Origin of the sequence: Shewanella chilikensis (assembly GCF_037953065.1) — a bacterium.
Taxonomy (GTDB): Bacteria; Pseudomonadota; Gammaproteobacteria; order Enterobacterales; family Shewanellaceae; genus Shewanella; species Shewanella chilikensis.
In genome coordinates, this window is sequence record NZ_CP149966.1 from 3,160,539 (window position 1) to 3,179,363 (window position 18,825).

Genomic DNA, 18,825 nt, shown 5'->3' on the forward strand with positions numbered 1-18,825 from the left:
TCTGCCTTATTGGAGTATTTATGATGGACTTTGGTCTGGCAACAGAGTTTTACCCTGAAGACTATCAGTATCTGTCTGATCAACCTCAGGCTATCCACCCCAGAATGGATCTGCTACAGGCGGTTCAACGGTTACACGCAAGTCTCGATCCGCGGACAGTATTTGCCTGCTATGGCAAACTGTTACAACAATATTTGCCGGTACAGGGAGTGCAGTTACAAGTTCAAGGACATCAATTTCATTGGGGACGCACCTCTCAGAGCACAGTAAGCAGAGAACTGGTCAGTAAACTGGGTACCGCCAAGTTACTCTACCGGCTGCAAAGAGTATTGAGCCCAGTAGAACAGGCGGAACTTGAGCAGATTGAGATTTTGCTGTCGCAGCCACTGTTCAACGCTATCGCCTATTCGCAGATGTCAGAGCAGGCGATGTTTGACTCACTGACCGGACTTGGCAACCGCCACTATTTCGGTCAGTGTATCCGCACCTCGCTCGCAAGAGCCGGACGAGCCCACAGCCCAATATCTCTGGCGGTGCTTGACCTGGATAATTTCAAGCAGCTCAACGACAGTCTCGGGCACAAGTTCGGCGACAGAGTGCTGACTCAGTTTGGCAAGCTGCTTAAGCGTGGCATCCGTAATGCCGACCAGGCTTTTCGCATAGGCGGCGATGAGTTTGTGGTGTTGGTGGAAGGCGATCTGGAGTCGGCGGTGCGCATGAGCGAACGCTTGCTCGAAATGCTCACCAAGGAGCCGCTGTTTCAGCGCCACGGCATAGCCAGCAGCATAGGTATCGCCGTCTGGAGCGCTGGAATAAATCAGGATCAACTGTTTGAACAGGCCGACCGCGCGCTTTATCGCGCCAAGGCCACCGGCCGTAATAGATATTGTGTCGCGACCCGCGACTGAGACAGCCGGCGATTGTGACTAGCCCGCGATCGAGACTATAAGTCGCGGCGTTTTGCCCCTCGATTTGCCCCTAGACCAAGAGGACTCTCTTGGTTTTCATTTCAACCGCGCGGATTTGGTACTCAAATCCATCTTCGCTAGTGATGAGTATTCGCCCTCAGCCACGTTATTTACGCCAACGGCTGTCGGCGACATCGAGGGGGATTGGTGCAATTCTGTTAGCACTGAGTAGCTTGAAACATCTGAAGTGTCTGCAGCGAGTCACAGAATCGCCTGTGCGAGAGCGCACCGCTGGTGATTGACTACACCGTGGCCGGAAGCTCGGCCAATACTAACTAAGGAACTTTTAGCTGGAAGCTATATTAGCCGCTGTGCCAGCGGCCTAAAGTCGTGGAGCTTCGCCCCACACTCGAGGAAAGGGGGCTGTATCGACTCGCCCCCTTTCCAAACCCCCAGCGACCCGCGACGCAGCGGAAAACCCCTTGTGCTTATGATGCCAATTCGCTATCGCGCCAGACGCTCAGAGTCACATCCATGTGACTCTGGCCCAGCTCAACATCCTGTTTCGCGCTCGTTAGCTCGTCGCTAAGCGACACTCGCCCCTGATTAACTGGCGCAGAATGGGCATCTGCCGGACAGGAGTCCCAATGCCGTGAAGGGCAGGACGCCCGTGAACGGCCATGCCTCGCTACGCGATTGTCATCAACGCCCTGCGGCCGCTTCGAGCGGGAGTTGCTGCAATTCTGTGAGAATGGAGTAGCTTGAAATATCTGAAGTGCTTGCAGAAATGCAGCTCATTTTCAGGCTCTGGTTCTAGTTCTGGTGGGACTATGACTGTCGAAAAAGGGAAGAATGCAAACCCCCAGTCAATTCTGCTTCAAAAACACCTCAAATCAGGGTTTTGTTGCCTTTGTCAAAACTTGACCTTTGGCTAATTGTTTTCACATTCAGTACTGGCTATTGTAAAGCTAATTCAAGCGCTTAGCTTTAGCGCTTCCTTAAGCTTAATTAAGGTCAGAAACAGCAACACTTTTCCATTTTCAGCGGAATGCAGGGACGAACAGAGTTTGGACCCGTGCGGTAGCCATGGCTTTACTTAACGTTTTTTGTAAGACCTGGGTTTTAGGGCGCTTGGTTTTAAGGCCCTTAGTTGCAGGGCTTGAAGCGCTCATGGTAAGTGCCTAAGAACTGATTTTCTATACAGTATTATTGACGTTCTAGGAAAAATGCCGGAAATTTGCAGCTAAGTTTGCGCGTTATTTCTGTAACATTTCAGAAAATACTATTAAATTCATAACGTTAAAAAATACAGCTGGTAGATAATAGGTTTGGAAACCGCGCATGCGCGTTTAGCTGCAAGGGATATTAGGACTAAACTCTATTATATCCAGCTAATACAAACAGATAGCGATGCGCGTTTACACTCCTCTGAGGACTAAAATGCGCATGCGCACTATACAGCTGTTAGCCTATTTAAAGCATTTTAGAGAGATAATATGTCAACATACATTGTCACCTTTGAGGTGCCGGACGCCGCTAGGCGAAATGCGCTTAAAGAGCACCTGAAGCTGTATAACATATACTGCCCTATTCATGATAATTGTTGGGCAATTGTGACCGATAAAAGCTCTGTGCAGATTCGAGATAGGCTAAATGGAATTATAACTCCTTCCGATAGAGTTTTTGTAATTAAGTCCGGTGTCGAGGCAGCGTGGAACGGAATATACGGAACAGCGAATGCAGACTGGCTTAAGGAGAAATTATAATGTCTCCTCAAAACAACCCAGTATCCGGTGAAAAATTAATTGTAAGGCGTGGACTTGTAGATTCAGTAGATCTTTATGAGGTAAAAGAAAACGAGTTAGAGCTTCTAGAAAAGGGATCTCCTGCGGGGTTGCAGTTGAATTTCTCGGTATTCTTACTCTCGATTGCGTTTTCAGCAATACTCACATTGGCTACAGCTACGGTCAAATGGCCAATTATGGAAACCGTATTTGTTGTCGTTGCTGTAATTGGAATTCTCCTTGGTATATATCTTCTTATTAGCTGGTGGAAAACTAGAACAAGCATAGCAAACATAATCTCTGTTATCCGAGATAGGATTCCACCAGAGGCCGCTGTTAGTGAACCAGCAGCTTCTGCCAAGAATACGCCTTTAAATGACAAACAGTCACCTGCAGGCTAACAAAGCCAGTCAGTAGGACGCAGCAAAGCTGCGCCTCTGCTGTCGGCGTTATGTTTGCGCTTAAGGAGTGAAAGTGCAATTTTTAAAAAGTATTACTAAAAATGGAGCGTTGGTATCGAGCCTGCTTGGTCTGTACTATCTATTCGTATTTACCTTCAAAGAGGGAATCCCTTTTCCGCTCGACATGTCTATCTTACCAACCATGTTGATTGCTTTAGGAATGCTGTGTTTATTATTCACATGCGTGGTTATCCTATATTCATCTATTTCGGTTATTGTGGTTTCTGATCCTGTTGAAATTGGCTATGAAGACCTAATAGTGGCGAGACCCAATTGGATTAAATCCGAGATGGCAGCAAATGTAGTAAATTTTCTTATCTTCTTCTGTATGGCACCAGTCTTACTTTTTTCTCTTTCGACAATTGAATACGATCACACGGCAGAAATGGTTTTTCTAACGTTGTTTTTAATACCTGCTTTGTTTGTCTATTATGCATTAACACCAAATCAAACTATAAAAGAAGAAAAGCTAAAAACTTTTTTAACTTTGCGCTTTTGGAAGTCTGTTATTACTTTTTTTTATATTGGCTTCTTTGCTCTTTTATCGGTTTTTGTCTACTTGAAATATCTTGAGTTTGGTCTTGCCCTAAAAACTGATCCTCAGTACTGGTTGGCTTTGGTCGTTTTTTTTATTCTTAGTTTCTTCATATTGCTTCCGCCGCGTAAGAAAAATGGATTCCAGAAAAATGCCGATAAGTATTCAAAAAGGAAATTTTCAAAAGAAGTTTTAAGGGTTCCGGCTTTTTATGTTTATTCGTTTTCCCTTCTGCTAACTCTAATTCCAAATATTGCTTACAGTACTGCTTCAGTATCTTTTAAGTTTTTGAATGTAGGGGGAGGTATAGAACGCTCATACTATTTTTCGAAGAGATCTCGAGTGACTATACCGCCAGAGCTAATTGATAGATGTGAGAAAGAAGATTACTGTCAAACTAAACCTTTGAATGTCATATTTGATCTTGGAGGGGTGATGTACATTAGAGGAGCATATTTAGGTAATGACAACACACTAATTTCATTACCTAAATCCAGCTTATATATGATAAGTCAGAGTGGTAGCGCAAATATTAAAGAACATAACAAAACAAGTAAGTCGGACTCGTAAACTCGCCGCTTCTTGCGGCGTTATGTGGTCATCGGATTTTTGTTTCGTAATCTAATTGGGATGTTTTGTGAAAGAAGAAAAAGAATTAGTTCAAGGTAAGAGCCTTTATCCAGAAATCTTGTTTCACTTTAGTGGAAAAGAAGCTTTACTGGCAATATTAGAAAGCACTTTTAGGGTGTCCTACGCTAGAGAGAAGATCATTGGAAAAGAGAAAACAAGAGAAATCGGTGTTCCAATGATTTCTTTTTGTGACCTAAGACTATCCGAAGTAAGCACACATATGTGTAAGTACGGCAATTATGGCATAGGGCTAACTAAAGAATGGGCGAATAGAAATGGGCTTAACCCTGTCCTATATATCAGTAAACACTCCCCATTTACTGATGGCCTAATTACAGGACTCGATAAAGTTCACACTCATATTCGAAATCATGCGATGCATGGTGTGTCTGATACAGATGCAATAAATACAGCTTACTTAAATATCTACAATGTGTACCGTTACATTAAAAATTATGAAGCTCCACTTCATAAAAAAGGCTACAAAAAAATAGACAAATATCGTTTTGCAGACGAGCGAGAGTGGAGATATGTGCCACCGCTGGAAAACGCTGAATTAGCACCATTTGTCCCTATTGCGAGAATAAAAACAAGTAGTCAGAAAGAAGAACTAAATCGTTCTATATCTCATATTAACTTACACTTTGAACCTGAAGACATAAGATACTTAATCGTTGAAAATGATAATGAAATATCCGAGTTAATTGAGCACCTTGAGAGTGTTAAGGGGAGGTTTTCTCCTCAGGTATTAAATCGACTGAAAAGCCGAATATTGACTTTAGAACAAATCGAATCAGACATCTGAGTAATACCACATAATGAGGCGTTATGCATTCATGCAGCAAGGAGCAATATCATGAAAAAAGTCATCTTCACCGTCGCACTCGCTGCGAGTTCTTTTCCGGTCACAGCAAATGAAATCTATCGTGCTCCTTCATCTGGTGACAGCGGTAGTTATTTCATTATCACTAGCGAAAAAGGCAGCGACGGAATAATCACTGTCCTGTCAAGTCGTATCGGTAAAGGCAACGCCTATACTGACTTCACTAAACTCAACGTAAATTGTGAAAGCAAGCAATATTTTGAACTAGCTGGCAGCAGCGAAGACGGTGCTAAGAAATCTCCCTCAAAACCACTTAAAGACTGGTCTAACTCCAAATGGACATCATTGGTGCCAGGTTCCAGTAAGTCTGATTTAGTGCGGTATGTTTGCACTAAGCACAAATAGTCAAATGCATAACAAAAAATTCAAGTCGCCCGCAAGCGGGCTGGGACCTCAAAAGCTACGCTTTTTCGGCCCCTTAATTAAGCGTTGATATGATTCCCATTGTCAAATAGATAAAAGTGTCCTTACCGGAGACCCAAAAATCTCCGGTAAGGACACTCTGACAGTCGGACTTTGGCGAGTAAGTGTCGGCGGTTGACCTTGCACTCTTTTTAATAGAATCTCGACTTCCCTGTCTCGGCTACGCCAATTTGCAATAACGCCAGCGGCGGCTCCGAAGGGGAGCTGGTGCAATTCTGTTAGCACTGAGTAACTTGAAACATCTGAAGTGCCCGCAGACATACACCTATTTCCAGGCACAGGCGGAACTGTGACCGTCGAAAACAGGGACGTTTTCGTCGAGGCTACAAGGATGTATTCACGCCGTGTCACAGGATCGCCTGTGCGAAAGGCGCACCGCAGGTGATGGGCTACAACTTAGCTAGCCGCTAGGATCAAGTTCATTGGTGAGTTTTGGCTTAAAGCCATGATAGCCGCGGTACCAGCGGCTCTCGGCGACACCGAGGGGGGAATTAGTGCAATTCTGTGAGAATGGAGTAACTTGAAACATCTGAAGAGTCTGCAGACATACACCTAATTCCCAGGCACAGGCGAAACTGTGACCGTCGAAAACAGGGACGTTTTCGTCGAGCGCCCAGGGATGGGTTCACAGCGAATCACAGGATCGCCTGTGCGAAAGGTGCACCGCAGGTAATGGACTACATCGTGGCCGGAAGCTCGGCCAATACTCACTTAGGAACTTTTAGCCAAAAGCCATGTTAGCCGCTGTGCCCAAACTATTGGCGCTAAGGGGTTGCTTCAGCAACCAGCTTCAATAAGATTCCGGGTTCTGCGCCAGATGCCAGTGCGCTACGCTCGACAAAACCACCAGCCAGCGCCAGCAGTCGGCCATTTTGCATCAGCAGCGGCACTCTGTCTCTGAGCCAGGGCGGCACTCCAAGTTCATGCCAAAGTTTCTTGAGCTCCCGCCCCTTGTCTCTATTGTGGGGCTGACAGCGGTAACTGCCCTTGAGCCCCATGACCAGTTCAGGTGCTGCTGCATCTGATGGCTGAACTTTTGTCCCTTGTGACGCCGGTATTGACGCCATTAGCGGAGCCGATAGTGAAGCCATTAGGGGAGCCATGACCTGAGCCAGCGCCACCCTGGGCCCTGAGTCTGCCAATGTCAGCTCCAGGCGCTGCCAGGGGGAGGCGAGCCCAACACTCAGACTCTGCCCTTGGCTCAATGCTTGCAGCTGCTTTGGGCTCAGGGTCTGTTTCGAGTTTTTTGCTGCCACATCTTCAGCCGAACCTACCCCATCAAGCAGCTGGAATGCAGCCCCCGGCAGAGGCGCCATGGCATAGATCTGTTGCCCATAACGCCTGAGGAGCAATCCCTTAAAGCTAAGCTCAAGCTGAGCATCCTCCCTGGCATCAAGTAACTGCGCCAGGGCTTGCTGCAACTGCACCTGTGCCGGTAAGGGCAAGCGCTGCATCTGAATAAACTGCCGCAGCAACTGTGCCTGCCACTGGGGTGACAGCGCTTTGAGCCCGGCGCTATCCAGTACCCGAACGCCGCTGAAGCGGCAACGGCCGAGCAAGGGCTGTAACTTTTCGGCGCTGACTTCATCAAGCAGCAACTGCTGTTCGGCGCACAGCGCGGCGCTGCGTGAGGCCGTAGTGGCAATCGAAGGCCAGCGCTGCTTGAGTACAGGGATCACCTCGGCGCGCAGGAAGTTGCGGTCATACTGGGTGTCTTGATTACTCTCATCATTGATATAAGGCAGCTCGAGGCTCGCCACCGCCTGCTCTACCTGAGCCCGGCTGCTGTCCAGCATGGGCCGTAATTGCCAGCATGGTGCACTTTCTTCCCTGGATGTCTGAGCTAAGGAACTTTCTGCCCTGGATATCAGAGCCAAGTGCTGGGCTTGCCCCATGGCCGCCAGTCCCTTGGGGCCCTGACCACGCTTGAGCGCCAGCAGCAGCGTCTCCAACTGATCGTCCTGATGATGGGCCGTCAGCAGAATATCGCCGGGATTGAGCAGCTCGGCAATCGCCTGATAGCGGCCGCGCCGCGCCTCGGCCTCAATACTAACGCGCGGGCCGAGCTCAAGTTGCACCTTCCGAAGAACAAAATTTAGGCCATAATGCTCGGCTCTTTGGCGACAATGGGCCGCCCAGGCATCGGCATTGCGGCTGAGGCCATGGTGTACGTGCACCAGGGAGATTTGATAAGGCGTCTTGGGATGAGTCTCGCGAAAGCGCGCCAAGGTATAGGCCAGCAGCTCTGAGTCCATACCGCCGCTATAACCCAGCCAGAGGTGGTTGTCAGCCGTAGCGCCGATTTGCTCCAGCAGCGCCGTTAACTTGAGTACCAGGGTATCGACCAGAGTGTGAGACATTAAAATAGGATCCTGACCTTATCTGTGCCGAGCATGGCTTCCAGTGCCATCATGAGTTCATCACTGGGGTTCACCCGCCAGTCGTCACTCAAACGGAACTGCCCCTTGGCCAGGGACTGACGATAGTTGATCGCCACAGGCACAGAGCCGCCGCGCCAGGGCGAAAGGGTCTCATAAAACTGTGTCAGCCATTCCGGGCTTAATATTGCCGCGTCGAGATCCAGCTCCACCGCCGCCGCAAAGTGGCTGCGGGCTTCGCCCATATCTATGATGTTGCGCGCCGTCATCCGGTTGCCGCCGGAGAAGTCATCGAAGCTCACTTCACCTTCACAGATGAGGATCCTGTCTTTCTCCAGCAGGTGATTGAATTTCTCGAAGGCCTCGGTAAACAGCATCACTTCCAGACGGGCACTCTTGTCGTCCAGTGTCAGCAGCCCCATCTTGGAGCCTCGCTTGGTCAGCATCACCCTGGTGGCGACCACCAATCCGGCGGCCTTGACCGTCTTGCCCCTGTCTGTGGGGTGAATATCCTTGAGCCGCCCGGAGGTGTAGTGCCTGAGCTCTTTGAGATATTGGTTGATGGGGTGACCTGTGAGGTAAAGCCCCAGGGTCTCACGCTCCCCTTCCAACCAGACCTTGTCCGGCCAACGCGGGCAGTCAACAAACTGTTGCTTGCTGTCCTCGGGGTCGTCGTTGAGCAGACCGAACATGTCGCACTGACCTATGGCTTCGGCCTTGGCGTGCTGATCGGCGGCGCGTATCGCCTCCGGCAAGGTAGCCATCATTGAAGCCCGGTGCGGCCCCAGATTGTCCATGGCGCCGGCATTGATCAGCTTCTCAATCACCCGGCGGTTGAGTTTTTTCAAATCCACCCGGGCGCAGAAGTCGAACAAGTCTTTGAACGGCCCACCCTTGCGGGCTTCCAGAATCGATTCGACCGGCCCCTCGCCCACGCCCTTGATGGCGCCTATACCGTAGACGATATTGAGCTCTTCATCGACGGTAAACTTGAACAGGCCCTTGTTGACATCCGGCGGAATAAGCTTGAGCCCCATGCGCTCACACTCATCCACCAGGGTCACTATCTTGTCTGTGTTGTCCATATCGGCGGACATTACCGCCGCCATAAATTCAGACGGATAGTGGGTCTTGAGCCAGAGTGTCTGATAAGACACCAGTGCATAGGCGGCAGAGTGCGATTTGTTGAAGCCGTAACCGGCGAATTTCTCCACCAGGTCGAAGATCTTCATCGCCAGTTCGCCGTCGACGCCGTTTTTTATCGCCCCGGCTTCAAAACCGGCACGCTGCTTGGCCATCTCTTCCGGCTTTTTCTTACCCATGGCCCGGCGCAGCATGTCCGCGCCGCCCAGGGTATAACCCGCCAGCGTCTGGGCAATCTGCATCACCTGTTCCTGATAGAGGATGATACCGTAGGTAGGATCCAAAATCGGTTTAAGGCTCTCGTGTTGCCACTTCTCATCCGGGTAGGAGATGGCCTCGTGGCCGTGCTTACGCTCGATAAAGTTATCTACCATCCCCGACTGCAAGGGACCTGGGCGGAACAGGGCTACCAGAGCGATCATATCTTCAAAGCAGTCGGGCTGCAGACGTTTGATAAGATCTTTCATGCCGCGGGATTCCAGCTGGAATACCGCCGTGGTTTCGTAGCGTTTCAGTACCCCGAAGGACTTGGCATCGTCCAGCGGAATGGCGGCAATATCGACCGGCGGCTTGCCGAGCTTGGCGAGCCTTGGGTTAATCATCCCCAGCGCCCAGTCGATAATGGTCAGGGTTCTGAGACCCAGGAAGTCAAACTTCACCAGACCAGCGGTTTCCACGTCGTTCTTGTCGAACTGGGTCACCGGGTTTTTCCCTTCGGCGTCGCAATAAAGCGGCGAGAAGTCAGTGATCTTGGTCGGCGCAATCACCACGCCCCCGGCGTGCTTACCCGCGTTACGGGTCACCCCCTCAAGCTTGCGGCACATGTCGATAAGGTCTTTGACATCCTCATCGGCCTCATAGGCTTCGGGCAGCGCAGGCTCGGCCTCAAAAGCCTTGGCCAGCGTCATCCCGGGCTCGGCCGGGATCATCTTGGAAATTCTGTCGACAAAGCCATAGGGGTGACCCAGCACCCGGCCCACGTCACGCACTACCGCCTTGGCGGCCATGGTACCGAAGGTGATGATCTGCGATACTGCATCCCGGCCATAGAGTTCGGCCACGTGATCGATAACCTCATCGCGCCTGTCCATACAGAAGTCGACGTCGAAGTCGGGCATCGACACCCGCTCGGGGTTAAGAAAACGTTCGAACAGCAGGTCAAATTCCAGCGGGTCCAAGTCAGTGATCTTAAGCGCATAGGCCACCAGGGAGCCGGCACCCGACCCCCGCCCAGGGCCCACGGGAATACCGTTATCCTTACCCCACTGGATAAACTCCATCACGATAAGGAAGTAGCCGGGAAAGCCCATCTGGTTAATTACCTTGAGCTCAATATCCAGACGCTCGTCATACTCGCCGCGCTTTTCCGCCCGCTCTTCTGGATCCGGAAACAGGAACTCGAGACGCTCTTCCAGTCCCTCTTTGGAGCGCATTACCAGATAGTCTTCGGTAGACAGCTCACCCGTGGGAAAGTTGGGCAGGAAGTATTCGCCGAGCCGCACAGTAACGTTACAGCGCTTGGCGATCTCAACCGTGTTTTGCAGCGCTTCCGGAATGTCGGCAAACAGCTCGCACATCTCAGCTTCTGTCTTGAGATACTGCTGCTCGCTGTATTTCTTGGGTCTACGGGGGTCAGCCAGAGTGTAGCCATCGTGGATAGCCACCCGAATTTCATGGGCCTCAAACTCTTCCGGGGTCATGAACACCACCTGGTTGGTGGCAACCACAGGCAGGCCTGTGTTGGCGGCATGTTCCACCGCCATATGCAGGTAGCGCTCCTCATCCGGACGCCCGGTGCGGATCAGTTCAATAAAGTAACGGTCGTTGAAGTGCTGCTTGTAGAAATCGGTCAGTTCCTGGGCCTGGTTCAGGTTGCCCTTAAGCAGTGCCTTGCCCAGGTCCCCTTCCCTTGCGCCGGAGAGCAGCAAAATACCGGCGCCGTGCTCCAGCAGCCACTCCTGATCGATAGCAACCCGGTCACGTACCTGGCCGCGCAGATAGGCCTTGGAGATCAGCTGAGTCAGGTTCTGGTAGCCGTCGTTATCCATGGCCAGCACGGTAAGCGCGCAGAACTCATCTTCAAAGCCGGGCACCAACATCCAGAAGTCGGCCCCTATGATGGGCTTTATCCCGGCGCCATGGCAGCCACCGTAGAATTTCACCAGGCCACAGAGGTTGTTCTGATCCGTCAGCGCCACTGCCGCCATGCCCTCATCGGCCACCTTGGCCAGAATGGGCTTGACCTTGGCCAGACCATCGGTCATGGAAAAGTCTGAGTGAACACGTAGATGGACGAAACGGGGCTGTGACATGAAAATCCGATTGCTCTGACTGGCTAAAAATCAATAGGGAAAGATAACACGCCGGAAGAGGTTCACCAAAGTTAAAACCGGTCATTTAACCTTGCTGTTGACAGAAGCGCCAATTAACCGAGAAATGACTCTCGGCTCAGATTCGCTTTCACCTGTATCCCAACGAAAAGATGCAGCAGCAAAACCTGACAGGGCAGCCGCTGCTGCCCTTTTGATTACATCTTTAGATTTCAGAACGGCTTATGAATGCTGCTCCAGCCATTCGCGTACCGGCCGGAAGCTGCGCCTGTGTTCAGGCAAGACACCGTGTTGACTCAAGGCTTCGAAATGCGCCTTGGTGGGATAACCCTTATGGGCGGCAAAACCATACTCAGGGTGGCGGAAGTCAAGCTCGGCCATCTCCCGGTCGCGGGTGACCTTGGCTATGATAGAGGCGGCGCTGATGGCCGGAATCAAGCCATCGCCCTTAACCACTGCGGCTGAAGGCAGGCCAAAATCCGGGGTTCGATTACCATCTACCAAGACTTTCTCGGGACGCACACTCAAGCCCGCCACTGCGCGCTGCATCGCCAACATGGTGGCATGCAGTATGTTGAGCTCATCGATTTCCGCCGGGCTGGCTCGACCGACTGAGACCGCCAGCGCCTTGGCCAGGATCTCTTCATAGAGGGCATCGCGTTTCCTTTCGCTGAGCTTCTTGGAATCATTAAGGCCGCTAATTGGATTGGCGGGATCCAGGATCACCGCTGCGGTGACCACATCGCCGACCAAGGGGCCACGCCCCACTTCATCTACCCCGGCGACCAGCCCCTGGCACAACAGCTGCGCTTCGGCCTCCGAGAGTTGCTTATAGACTGTCATCTTTCCTCGGCTTTTTTATCGAGCAAGGCCACAACCGCCTGGGCCGCCTTTTCACTGGCGTTGCAGGCCAGCAGGCTGTGCAGCTTAGTAAACTCGGCCAGCAGCGGCCGGTTATCTTTATCCAGCAATTTGCCCACCTCTTCGGCTATCCGCTCGGCAGTGCAATCATCTTGGATAAGCTCTGCCACCAACTCTCTTCCGGCCAACAAATTGGGCAAAGAGAAGTGGTTTATCTGCATCATCCGCTTGGCAATACGGTAAGTGATAGGGCTGACCCGATAGCCGACCACCATAGGGCGCTTGACCAACATGGCTTCCAGCGTGGCGGTGCCCGATGCCAGCAAGATGGCATCGCTGGCGGCCATCACTTCCCGCGAGCGCCCTTCCGTCATATGAATTTCCAGATCCGGCGCATAGGTTTCCAGCGCGGCAAGAAACTGCTGGCGGCGTTTTTCATTCACCAAGGGGGTAATAAACTTGAGATCCGGATAGCGCTGTTTCAGCAGCCTGGCCGCCTCCACAAAGGGCTGGGCCAACATCTTCAACTCGCCACCACGAGAACCCGGCAGGATGGCCAAATATTCAGCCTCGACTTTCAAGCCGAGCGCTTCTCTGGCATGACGCTTGTCATTCTCCATCGGGATCTCATCGGCGAGAGTGTGGCCGACAAAGGTGCAAGGCACCTGATGCTTGTCGTAGAAGGCTTTTTCAAACGGCAGCAGTGACAACACCATGTTGGTAGCGCGGGCGATTTTGAAGATCCGCTTAGGGCGCCAGGCCCAAACCGACGGACTGACATAATGCACCGTCTTGATCCCACGCGCCTTGAGCTTGAGCTCCAGGCCGATATTGAAGTCCGGGGCATCTATGCCGATAAAGCAATCCGGCTGCAGCGCGGTTATCTGTTTGACCAGACTCGAGCGTATCTTCAACAATCTCGGTAGACGGGAAAGCACCTCGGCAATTCCCATCACGGCCAACTCTTCCATGGCAAACAGCGACTCGAATCCGAGCGCCTCCATGCGAGGGCCACCTATACCGATAAAACGGGCGTCCGGATAGCGCTGTTGCAATGCTTTCATCAGGCCGGCACCTAAAATATCGCCGGAGATTTCTCCGGCGACCATTGCAAAGACTAACTTTCTATTTTGTGTCATTCGTTCTCACTGTGTCAGCGAATAATTCCTCGATTAGAGGAGGTCACAAAATCAACAAATGCTTGTACCTGTGGCTCTTTTGCGGCGTCTTCAGCCATAGCTGCGACTGCCTCTTCCAGAGTCAGGCTGCTGCGGTACAGGGTCTTGTAAGCCCGGCGCAGCGCTTGCTGGGTCTCTTTGGAAAAACCGCGGCGCTTCATGCCTTCCATATTCAGACCTCGGGGAATGGCCGCCTGGCCAGAGGCCATCACGAAAGGAGGCACATCCTGCAGCACCAAAGAACAACCTGCAGTAAAGGCATGGGCACCAATGTGCACAAACTGGTGCACTCCTGTCATACCGCCGAGAATAGCCCAGTCACCCACATGGCAATGACCGGCAATAGAGGCGTTGTTGGCCATGATCACATTGTCGCCCACCACGCAGTCATGAGCGATATGTACATAGGCCATAAACAGGTTGTTGGAGCCGATACGGGTCTCGCTGTTGTCCTGCACTGTGCCACGGTGAATGGTGACAGATTCACGGATGATATTGTTATCACCCATGATAAGCCGGGTAGGTTCACCGGCATATTTCTTGTCCTGGCAATCTTCACCAACTGAGGCAAACTGAAAAATCCGGTTGCCCTTGCCAATGATGCTGGGTCCCTTGATAACCACATGGGAACTAATCCAGCAATCATCGCCGATCTCCACATCCGGTCCTATATAACTCCAGGGACCGATAGTAACATTCTTACCTATCTTGGCGTCGGGGTGAACGAAAGCTAATTTATCTATCACTTGCTAATCTCTCTGCGGGCACACATGATTTCTGCTGAACACACCAGCTCACCATCCACTTTGGCCTCGCCGTAGAAAACGCCAATCCCGCGGCGTTCCTTGATCATCTTCACTTCAAAGTGCAGCTGATCACCTGGCTCAACAACCCGTTTGAAACGAGCATTGTCGATACCGGCAAAATAATACAACACGTCCGGAGACGGCTTGTCGCTCATGGTCTTGAACGCCAACAAGCCGGTGGCCTGCGCCATGGCTTCCAGAATGAGCACGCCAGGCATAACCGGCTGAACAGGGAAATGCCCCTGAAAGAAAGGCTCATTGATGGTGACGTTCTTGATCGCATGCAGAGTTTCACCCGGAGTAAAATCCAGTACTCTATCGATCAACAAAAATGGATACCTGTGTGGCAGGTAAGCCAAAATCTCTTTGATATCCATTGTATTTAATTGATTAGACACGAACTCGTTTCCTCATGCCGCTTAACACACAGCGGTATTAATCTTGGGGTTTAACGGTTTTTTCCAGGGTCTTGACCCGCTGGAACAGCTCGTCCAATTGACGGAAGCGAACCGTATTTTTACGCCACAGCCTGTTGGGCATGGCCACAGTGGCGGAGGAGTATACCCCAGGTTCACGAACATCGTTAGTAATGTTGGTGCTGCCAGTGACATGCACCCCATCGGTAATGCTCAGATGACCGGAAATCGCGCAATTGCCACCAATGATACAATGTTTACCTATAGTCACGCTGCCTGCCAGCACAGTGCAGCCGGCAATCGCAGTGTTGGCTCCAATAATATCGTTATGAGCCACTTGCACCTGGTTATCGAGGATCACGCCATCATGAATTTCAGTATGATCGATCGCGCCGCGATCTATGGTGGTACCTGCACCGATTTCCACTCTGTCACCTATGCGCACGCCGCCGGTCTGAGGGATTTTGATCCACTGACCGCGTTCGTTGGCATAACCGAAACCATCGGAGCCGATAATCGCCCCCGAGTGAACGATACAGTTTTGCCCCATATGCACATCGTGATAAACGGTGACATTGGCCCACAGACGACTGCCTGAGCCTATGATGACATCCTGACCAACCACAGTACCGGCACCTATCTGGACATTTTCGCCCAAAATACTGTTGGCGCCGATGACCGCATTGGCGCCAATAGCAACGCCCTCTCCCAATTTGGCACTGGGATGAATTTGCGCCGAGGGATGGATATCCTCTGCCGCGGCCGGCGTGCTGTCCAGCAACTGTGCAACTCTGGCAAAGCCGACATAAGGGTCATTGAGTACCAAGGCGTTACCGGCAAAACCGTCCAACTCTTTAGGCGAGATCAATACCGCACCGGCCTGAGTCTGCTCCAGCTGGCTACGATATTTGGTGTTGGCCAGAAAGGTGATCTGATCCGGCCGCGCCTTTTCAAGTGTCGCCACCGAGGAGACAGTCACACTGTCATCCCCGCGAACTTCAGCCCCTAGTAGCTGGCCAAGCTCTTTCAACGAAAAAAACTTCATCGATTTAGTTGCCTTTGCTTAAGGCTTCAACCACTTTGGAACTGATGTCAGCAGCTGGCTTAACATAAACCACAGCGCCGCGTTGCAGTACCATGTCGTACTTCTCTTTTTCAGCTATGGTGTTAATAGCCTTCTGCACCTTTACCAGCAGTTTGTTTTGCTCTTCGCCCTGACGACGACGCAGATCTTCATCCAGCGCCTTACCTTTGAGCTGATAGTCAGCCTTCAGAGATTCCATTTTACGAACCAGTTCGGTCTTTTGCGCTTCGCTCATCAGCGCGGCATCACGCTGCTGCTTTTCCAGCAAACCACGGAGGTCTTCCTGCAATTTCTGAACTTCGGCCATACGATCACCGAACTCAGTCTTGAGTGCGTTGCTGATCTGCTCACGTTGTGGCAGTTGTTCAAACACAGCGCCCATATCGACAACCGCCAGTTTCTCAGCTTGGGCGGCCAGAGGAGCCCCCATCAACATCAGCGTCATCAGTGCGCCGTTTACCATTTTTTTCAAAGTCAGACTCCTTGTTTTTCTTCAGCAATGCTTGCCGAGTTTATGTAATTTAGAAAGTTTTGCCAATATTGAACGAGAAGATCTCGGTCTCGTCATCGTCGTATTCCTTAACAGGCCAGGCCAGGCTGAACACCATGGGTCCCATGGGCGACAGCCATTGTAGGCTAAGGCCCCAGGAAGCACGGATACGGCTCGGATCACTGTAGTCGGCCAACTTGGAAAACTCATCCGCCGGCAAGAAACGATAGGAGTCATAATCAAACTCCGTATCCCAGACGTTACCCGCATCAATAAAGAAACTGGTACGTACTGAGTTGCTATAGGCCTCATCCAGGAAAGGAGTCGGCACAATCAGCTCCATACTGGCCGTAGCGATGGCGTTACCACCGATAGAACGACCTGAGCTGATGTAAACTTGGTTGGGATCGCCCGGCAAGCTACAGCCTTCACCATCCGGATTGGGTCCACAAGGCTCGCTACCACGATACAGATAGAAGGCTCTGGGCCCCACAGAGTTGGACTTGAAGCCACGCAGTGAGCTGGAGCCACCTGAGTAGTAGTTTTCCCAGAACGGCAGGATCTGGTCGTTGTCATTGAAACCACCGTAGCCATTACCGTAACCCAGACGGGCACGGGTCAAGAGCACAAACTTATGGCTACGGGTCAGCGGCCAGTAGAAGTTGGTGTCAAAGTCAGTCTTGAAGTACTGCAGATCTGAACCTGGAACCGTGATCTTACCACTCAAACGCTGGGATGAACCGTCGGTTGGGAAGGTTCCGCGGTTAAGGGTGCTGCGATACCAACCTAGGCTAAGTTCGAAGTTATCGAAGCTCAAGTCAGAGTTGGGATCCTCGTTGTCACGGTAAATGTTATAGAAGCGAATCGCCTGCTCATAACTGGAAATCTCAGAAATGGTGTTATGACGATAGCCTATACCGCCGTTGAGCCTGTTGTACTCGTTAATGGGGAAGCCACTATTGAGTGCAACACCATAGGAGCTATTCTTATAGCGTTCGAGGTTGGCCTCGTTAGCATCGAACTCGTTCCAGTAGATGCTGCCACCCAGGCTGACCCCATCTTTGGTGAAATAAGGATCGGTATACGACAGGTTGACGTTCTTGGAGTACTTGTTGGTATTCAGGTTAATCCCGGCCTGGTTGCCCGTACCGAGGAAGTTGGACTGCTGAACCCCAAACTGCAGACTCATGCCGGACTCAGTACCATAACCTATACCAGCGTTAAAGGAGCCTGATGGCTGCTCTTTCACCTTGAAAGCCACATCTACCAGGTCGTCTGTGCCCGGCACCTGCACGGTTTCAGTATCGACAGTTTCAAAGTAACCCAGACGGTTGAGACGCGCCTTGGATTGCTCGACCAATGCCGAGTTCAACCAGGCCCCTTCCATCTGTCTCAGCTCGCGGCGCATCACTTCATCTTTGGTTACTGTGTTACCTGTGAAGTTGATAGAGCGGACATAAACACGCTTACCGGGCTTAACGTTAACATTCAGGGTGACTTCCTTGGTTTCATCATCGATCTCAGGGAAAGTCTTCACCTCTGGATAGGCGTAACCGAAGCGGCCCAGATACTTACTGTACATCTCTTCGGTAAAGGTCACATCGGCGCCGTTGTATTGCTCACCGGCCTTGATAGGCAAGATTCCCTTGAGCAGCTCTTCGCGGCCCATGAGTTCACCAGTCAGGTTGACTTCCTTAACCTTATACTGCTCGCCTTCATCGACGTTAATGGTGATGTAGAGGCCCTTACGATCCGGCGTCATAGCCACCTGAGTCGAGGTCACCTTGAAACGAATATAACCATTATTGTGGTAGTGGGTCTTGATAGTTTCGAGGTCGGCCTGCAGCTTTTGTTTCTGATAACGGCGCTCGCCGAACAGATCCCACCAAGCCACATAGTCTTTGAGCTCCAGCATACCGATAAGGTCGGCATCGCTGAAACGCTCATTCCCCACTATGTTGATCTGACGGATTTCGGCCGCCAGACCTTCGGTAAACTTAAACTTAAGTTCCACCCGGTTACGAGGCAGGTTGATCACCTGAGCCTCTACCTTGGCGCCGTACTTACCTACGCCGTAATAGAAGTCCTGCAGGCCCTTCTCGATACCCGAGAGCATGGTGCGGTCGAGGGCTTCGCCCACCTTCACACCACTACCATCCAGGCTTTCCTGCAGTTGTTCGTCTTTGATGTCCTTGTTACCGTCGAAGGTCACGGCACTGATGGTCGGTCTTTCACGTACCGACACTATCAGCACCCCACCATCGCGGGACACCTGAACATTTTCAAAGTTACTGGAGGCATACAGGCTCTTTATCGCCTGTTGCAACTTGAGTTGGTCGACTGTGTCACCCACTTTGACAGGCAAACTCAGCAAGGCCGCACCGAGTGCCACTCGTTGCAAACCTTCAACTTGGATGTCGGTCACTTCAAAAGGTTGGAAAGACTCTGCCCAACCATTCCCTGAAAACGACGCGCCGACTAATAACATCGAGGCAAAAAGTTTATTCAATCGCAT

Annotated in this window: 14 protein-coding genes; 5 read left to right on the forward strand and 9 right to left on the reverse strand. The window is 51.3% G+C overall.

All coding sequences use genetic code 11. The features are described from left to right. The first annotated feature begins 20 nt into the window (after nucleotides 1-20). From WKR14_RS14320 to WKR14_RS14340, 5 genes are all read left to right on the forward strand, one after another. Nucleotides 21-908: a GGDEF domain-containing protein gene (locus WKR14_RS14320; RefSeq protein WP_308427926.1), complete on the forward strand. Its 888-nt coding sequence runs from the start codon at nucleotides 21-23 to the stop codon at nucleotides 906-908. Nucleotides 909-2,673: 1,765 nt separating this feature from the next. Next, complete coding sequence (locus WKR14_RS14325) at nucleotides 2,674-3,093, forward strand: hypothetical protein (RefSeq protein ID WP_107005639.1); 420 nt, start codon at nucleotides 2,674-2,676, stop codon at nucleotides 3,091-3,093. 73 nt (nucleotides 3,094-3,166) lie between these two features. Then, complete coding sequence (locus WKR14_RS14330) at nucleotides 3,167-4,258, forward strand: hypothetical protein (RefSeq protein WP_165565378.1); 1,092 nt, start codon at nucleotides 3,167-3,169, stop codon at nucleotides 4,256-4,258. Nucleotides 4,259-4,325: 67 nt separating this feature from the next. Further along, a complete protein-coding gene (locus WKR14_RS14335) occupies nucleotides 4,326-5,123 on the forward strand; it encodes an abortive infection system antitoxin AbiGi family protein (RefSeq protein WP_339086601.1) in 798 nt (265 codons plus the stop codon). Between the two features lie 51 nt (nucleotides 5,124-5,174). Beyond that, nucleotides 5,175-5,546, forward strand: coding sequence for a hypothetical protein (locus WKR14_RS14340; RefSeq protein WP_025012032.1), 372 nt, complete (start codon nucleotides 5,175-5,177; stop codon nucleotides 5,544-5,546). 842 nt (nucleotides 5,547-6,388) lie between these two features. Here the strand turns inward: WKR14_RS14340 and tilS are convergent. From tilS to bamA, 9 genes are all read right to left on the reverse strand, one after another. After that, on the reverse strand, nucleotides 6,389-7,984 hold the full coding sequence (gene tilS, locus WKR14_RS14345) for a tRNA lysidine(34) synthetase TilS (protein ID WP_339086602.1): 1,596 nt from the start codon (nucleotides 7,982-7,984) through the stop codon (nucleotides 6,389-6,391). After that, nucleotides 7,984-11,457: a DNA polymerase III subunit alpha gene (gene dnaE, locus WKR14_RS14350; protein ID WP_339086604.1), complete on the reverse strand. Its 3,474-nt coding sequence runs from the start codon at nucleotides 11,455-11,457 to the stop codon at nucleotides 7,984-7,986. The genes tilS and dnaE overlap by 1 nt, the downstream gene beginning before the upstream one ends. Nucleotides 11,458-11,697: 240 nt before the next feature. Next, complete coding sequence (gene rnhB / locus WKR14_RS14355; protein WP_165565381.1) at nucleotides 11,698-12,318, reverse strand: ribonuclease HII; 621 nt, start codon at nucleotides 12,316-12,318, stop codon at nucleotides 11,698-11,700. Beyond that, the gene (lpxB, locus tag WKR14_RS14360; protein WP_335922797.1) at nucleotides 12,315-13,475 is read right to left on the reverse strand and encodes a lipid-A-disaccharide synthase; all 1,161 of its coding nucleotides are present in this window, start codon (nucleotides 13,473-13,475) and stop codon (nucleotides 12,315-12,317) included. The genes rnhB and lpxB overlap by 4 nt, the downstream gene beginning before the upstream one ends. Nucleotides 13,476-13,489: 14 nt before the next feature. Beyond that, on the reverse strand, nucleotides 13,490-14,260 hold the full coding sequence (gene lpxA / locus WKR14_RS14365) for an acyl-ACP--UDP-N-acetylglucosamine O-acyltransferase (protein ID WP_039034782.1): 771 nt from the start codon (nucleotides 14,258-14,260) through the stop codon (nucleotides 13,490-13,492). Beyond that, nucleotides 14,257-14,718 carry a 3-hydroxyacyl-ACP dehydratase FabZ gene (fabZ, locus tag WKR14_RS14370; RefSeq protein ID WP_025010987.1) on the reverse strand — a complete coding sequence of 154 codons (462 nt, stop codon included), beginning with the start codon at nucleotides 14,716-14,718 and terminating at the stop codon, nucleotides 14,257-14,259. The genes lpxA and fabZ overlap by 4 nt, the downstream gene beginning before the upstream one ends. Nucleotides 14,719-14,755: 37 nt before the next feature. Continuing rightward, on the reverse strand, nucleotides 14,756-15,781 hold the full coding sequence (lpxD, locus tag WKR14_RS14375; protein WP_165565383.1) for a UDP-3-O-(3-hydroxymyristoyl)glucosamine N-acyltransferase: 1,026 nt from the start codon (nucleotides 15,779-15,781) through the stop codon (nucleotides 14,756-14,758). A gap of 4 nt (nucleotides 15,782-15,785) precedes the next feature. Further along, complete coding sequence (locus tag WKR14_RS14380) at nucleotides 15,786-16,283, reverse strand: OmpH family outer membrane protein (RefSeq protein ID WP_101055470.1); 498 nt, start codon at nucleotides 16,281-16,283, stop codon at nucleotides 15,786-15,788. Between the two features lie 58 nt (nucleotides 16,284-16,341). After that, nucleotides 16,342-18,825, reverse strand: coding sequence for an outer membrane protein assembly factor BamA (gene bamA, locus WKR14_RS14385; RefSeq protein ID WP_101055382.1), 2,484 nt, complete (start codon nucleotides 18,823-18,825; stop codon nucleotides 16,342-16,344).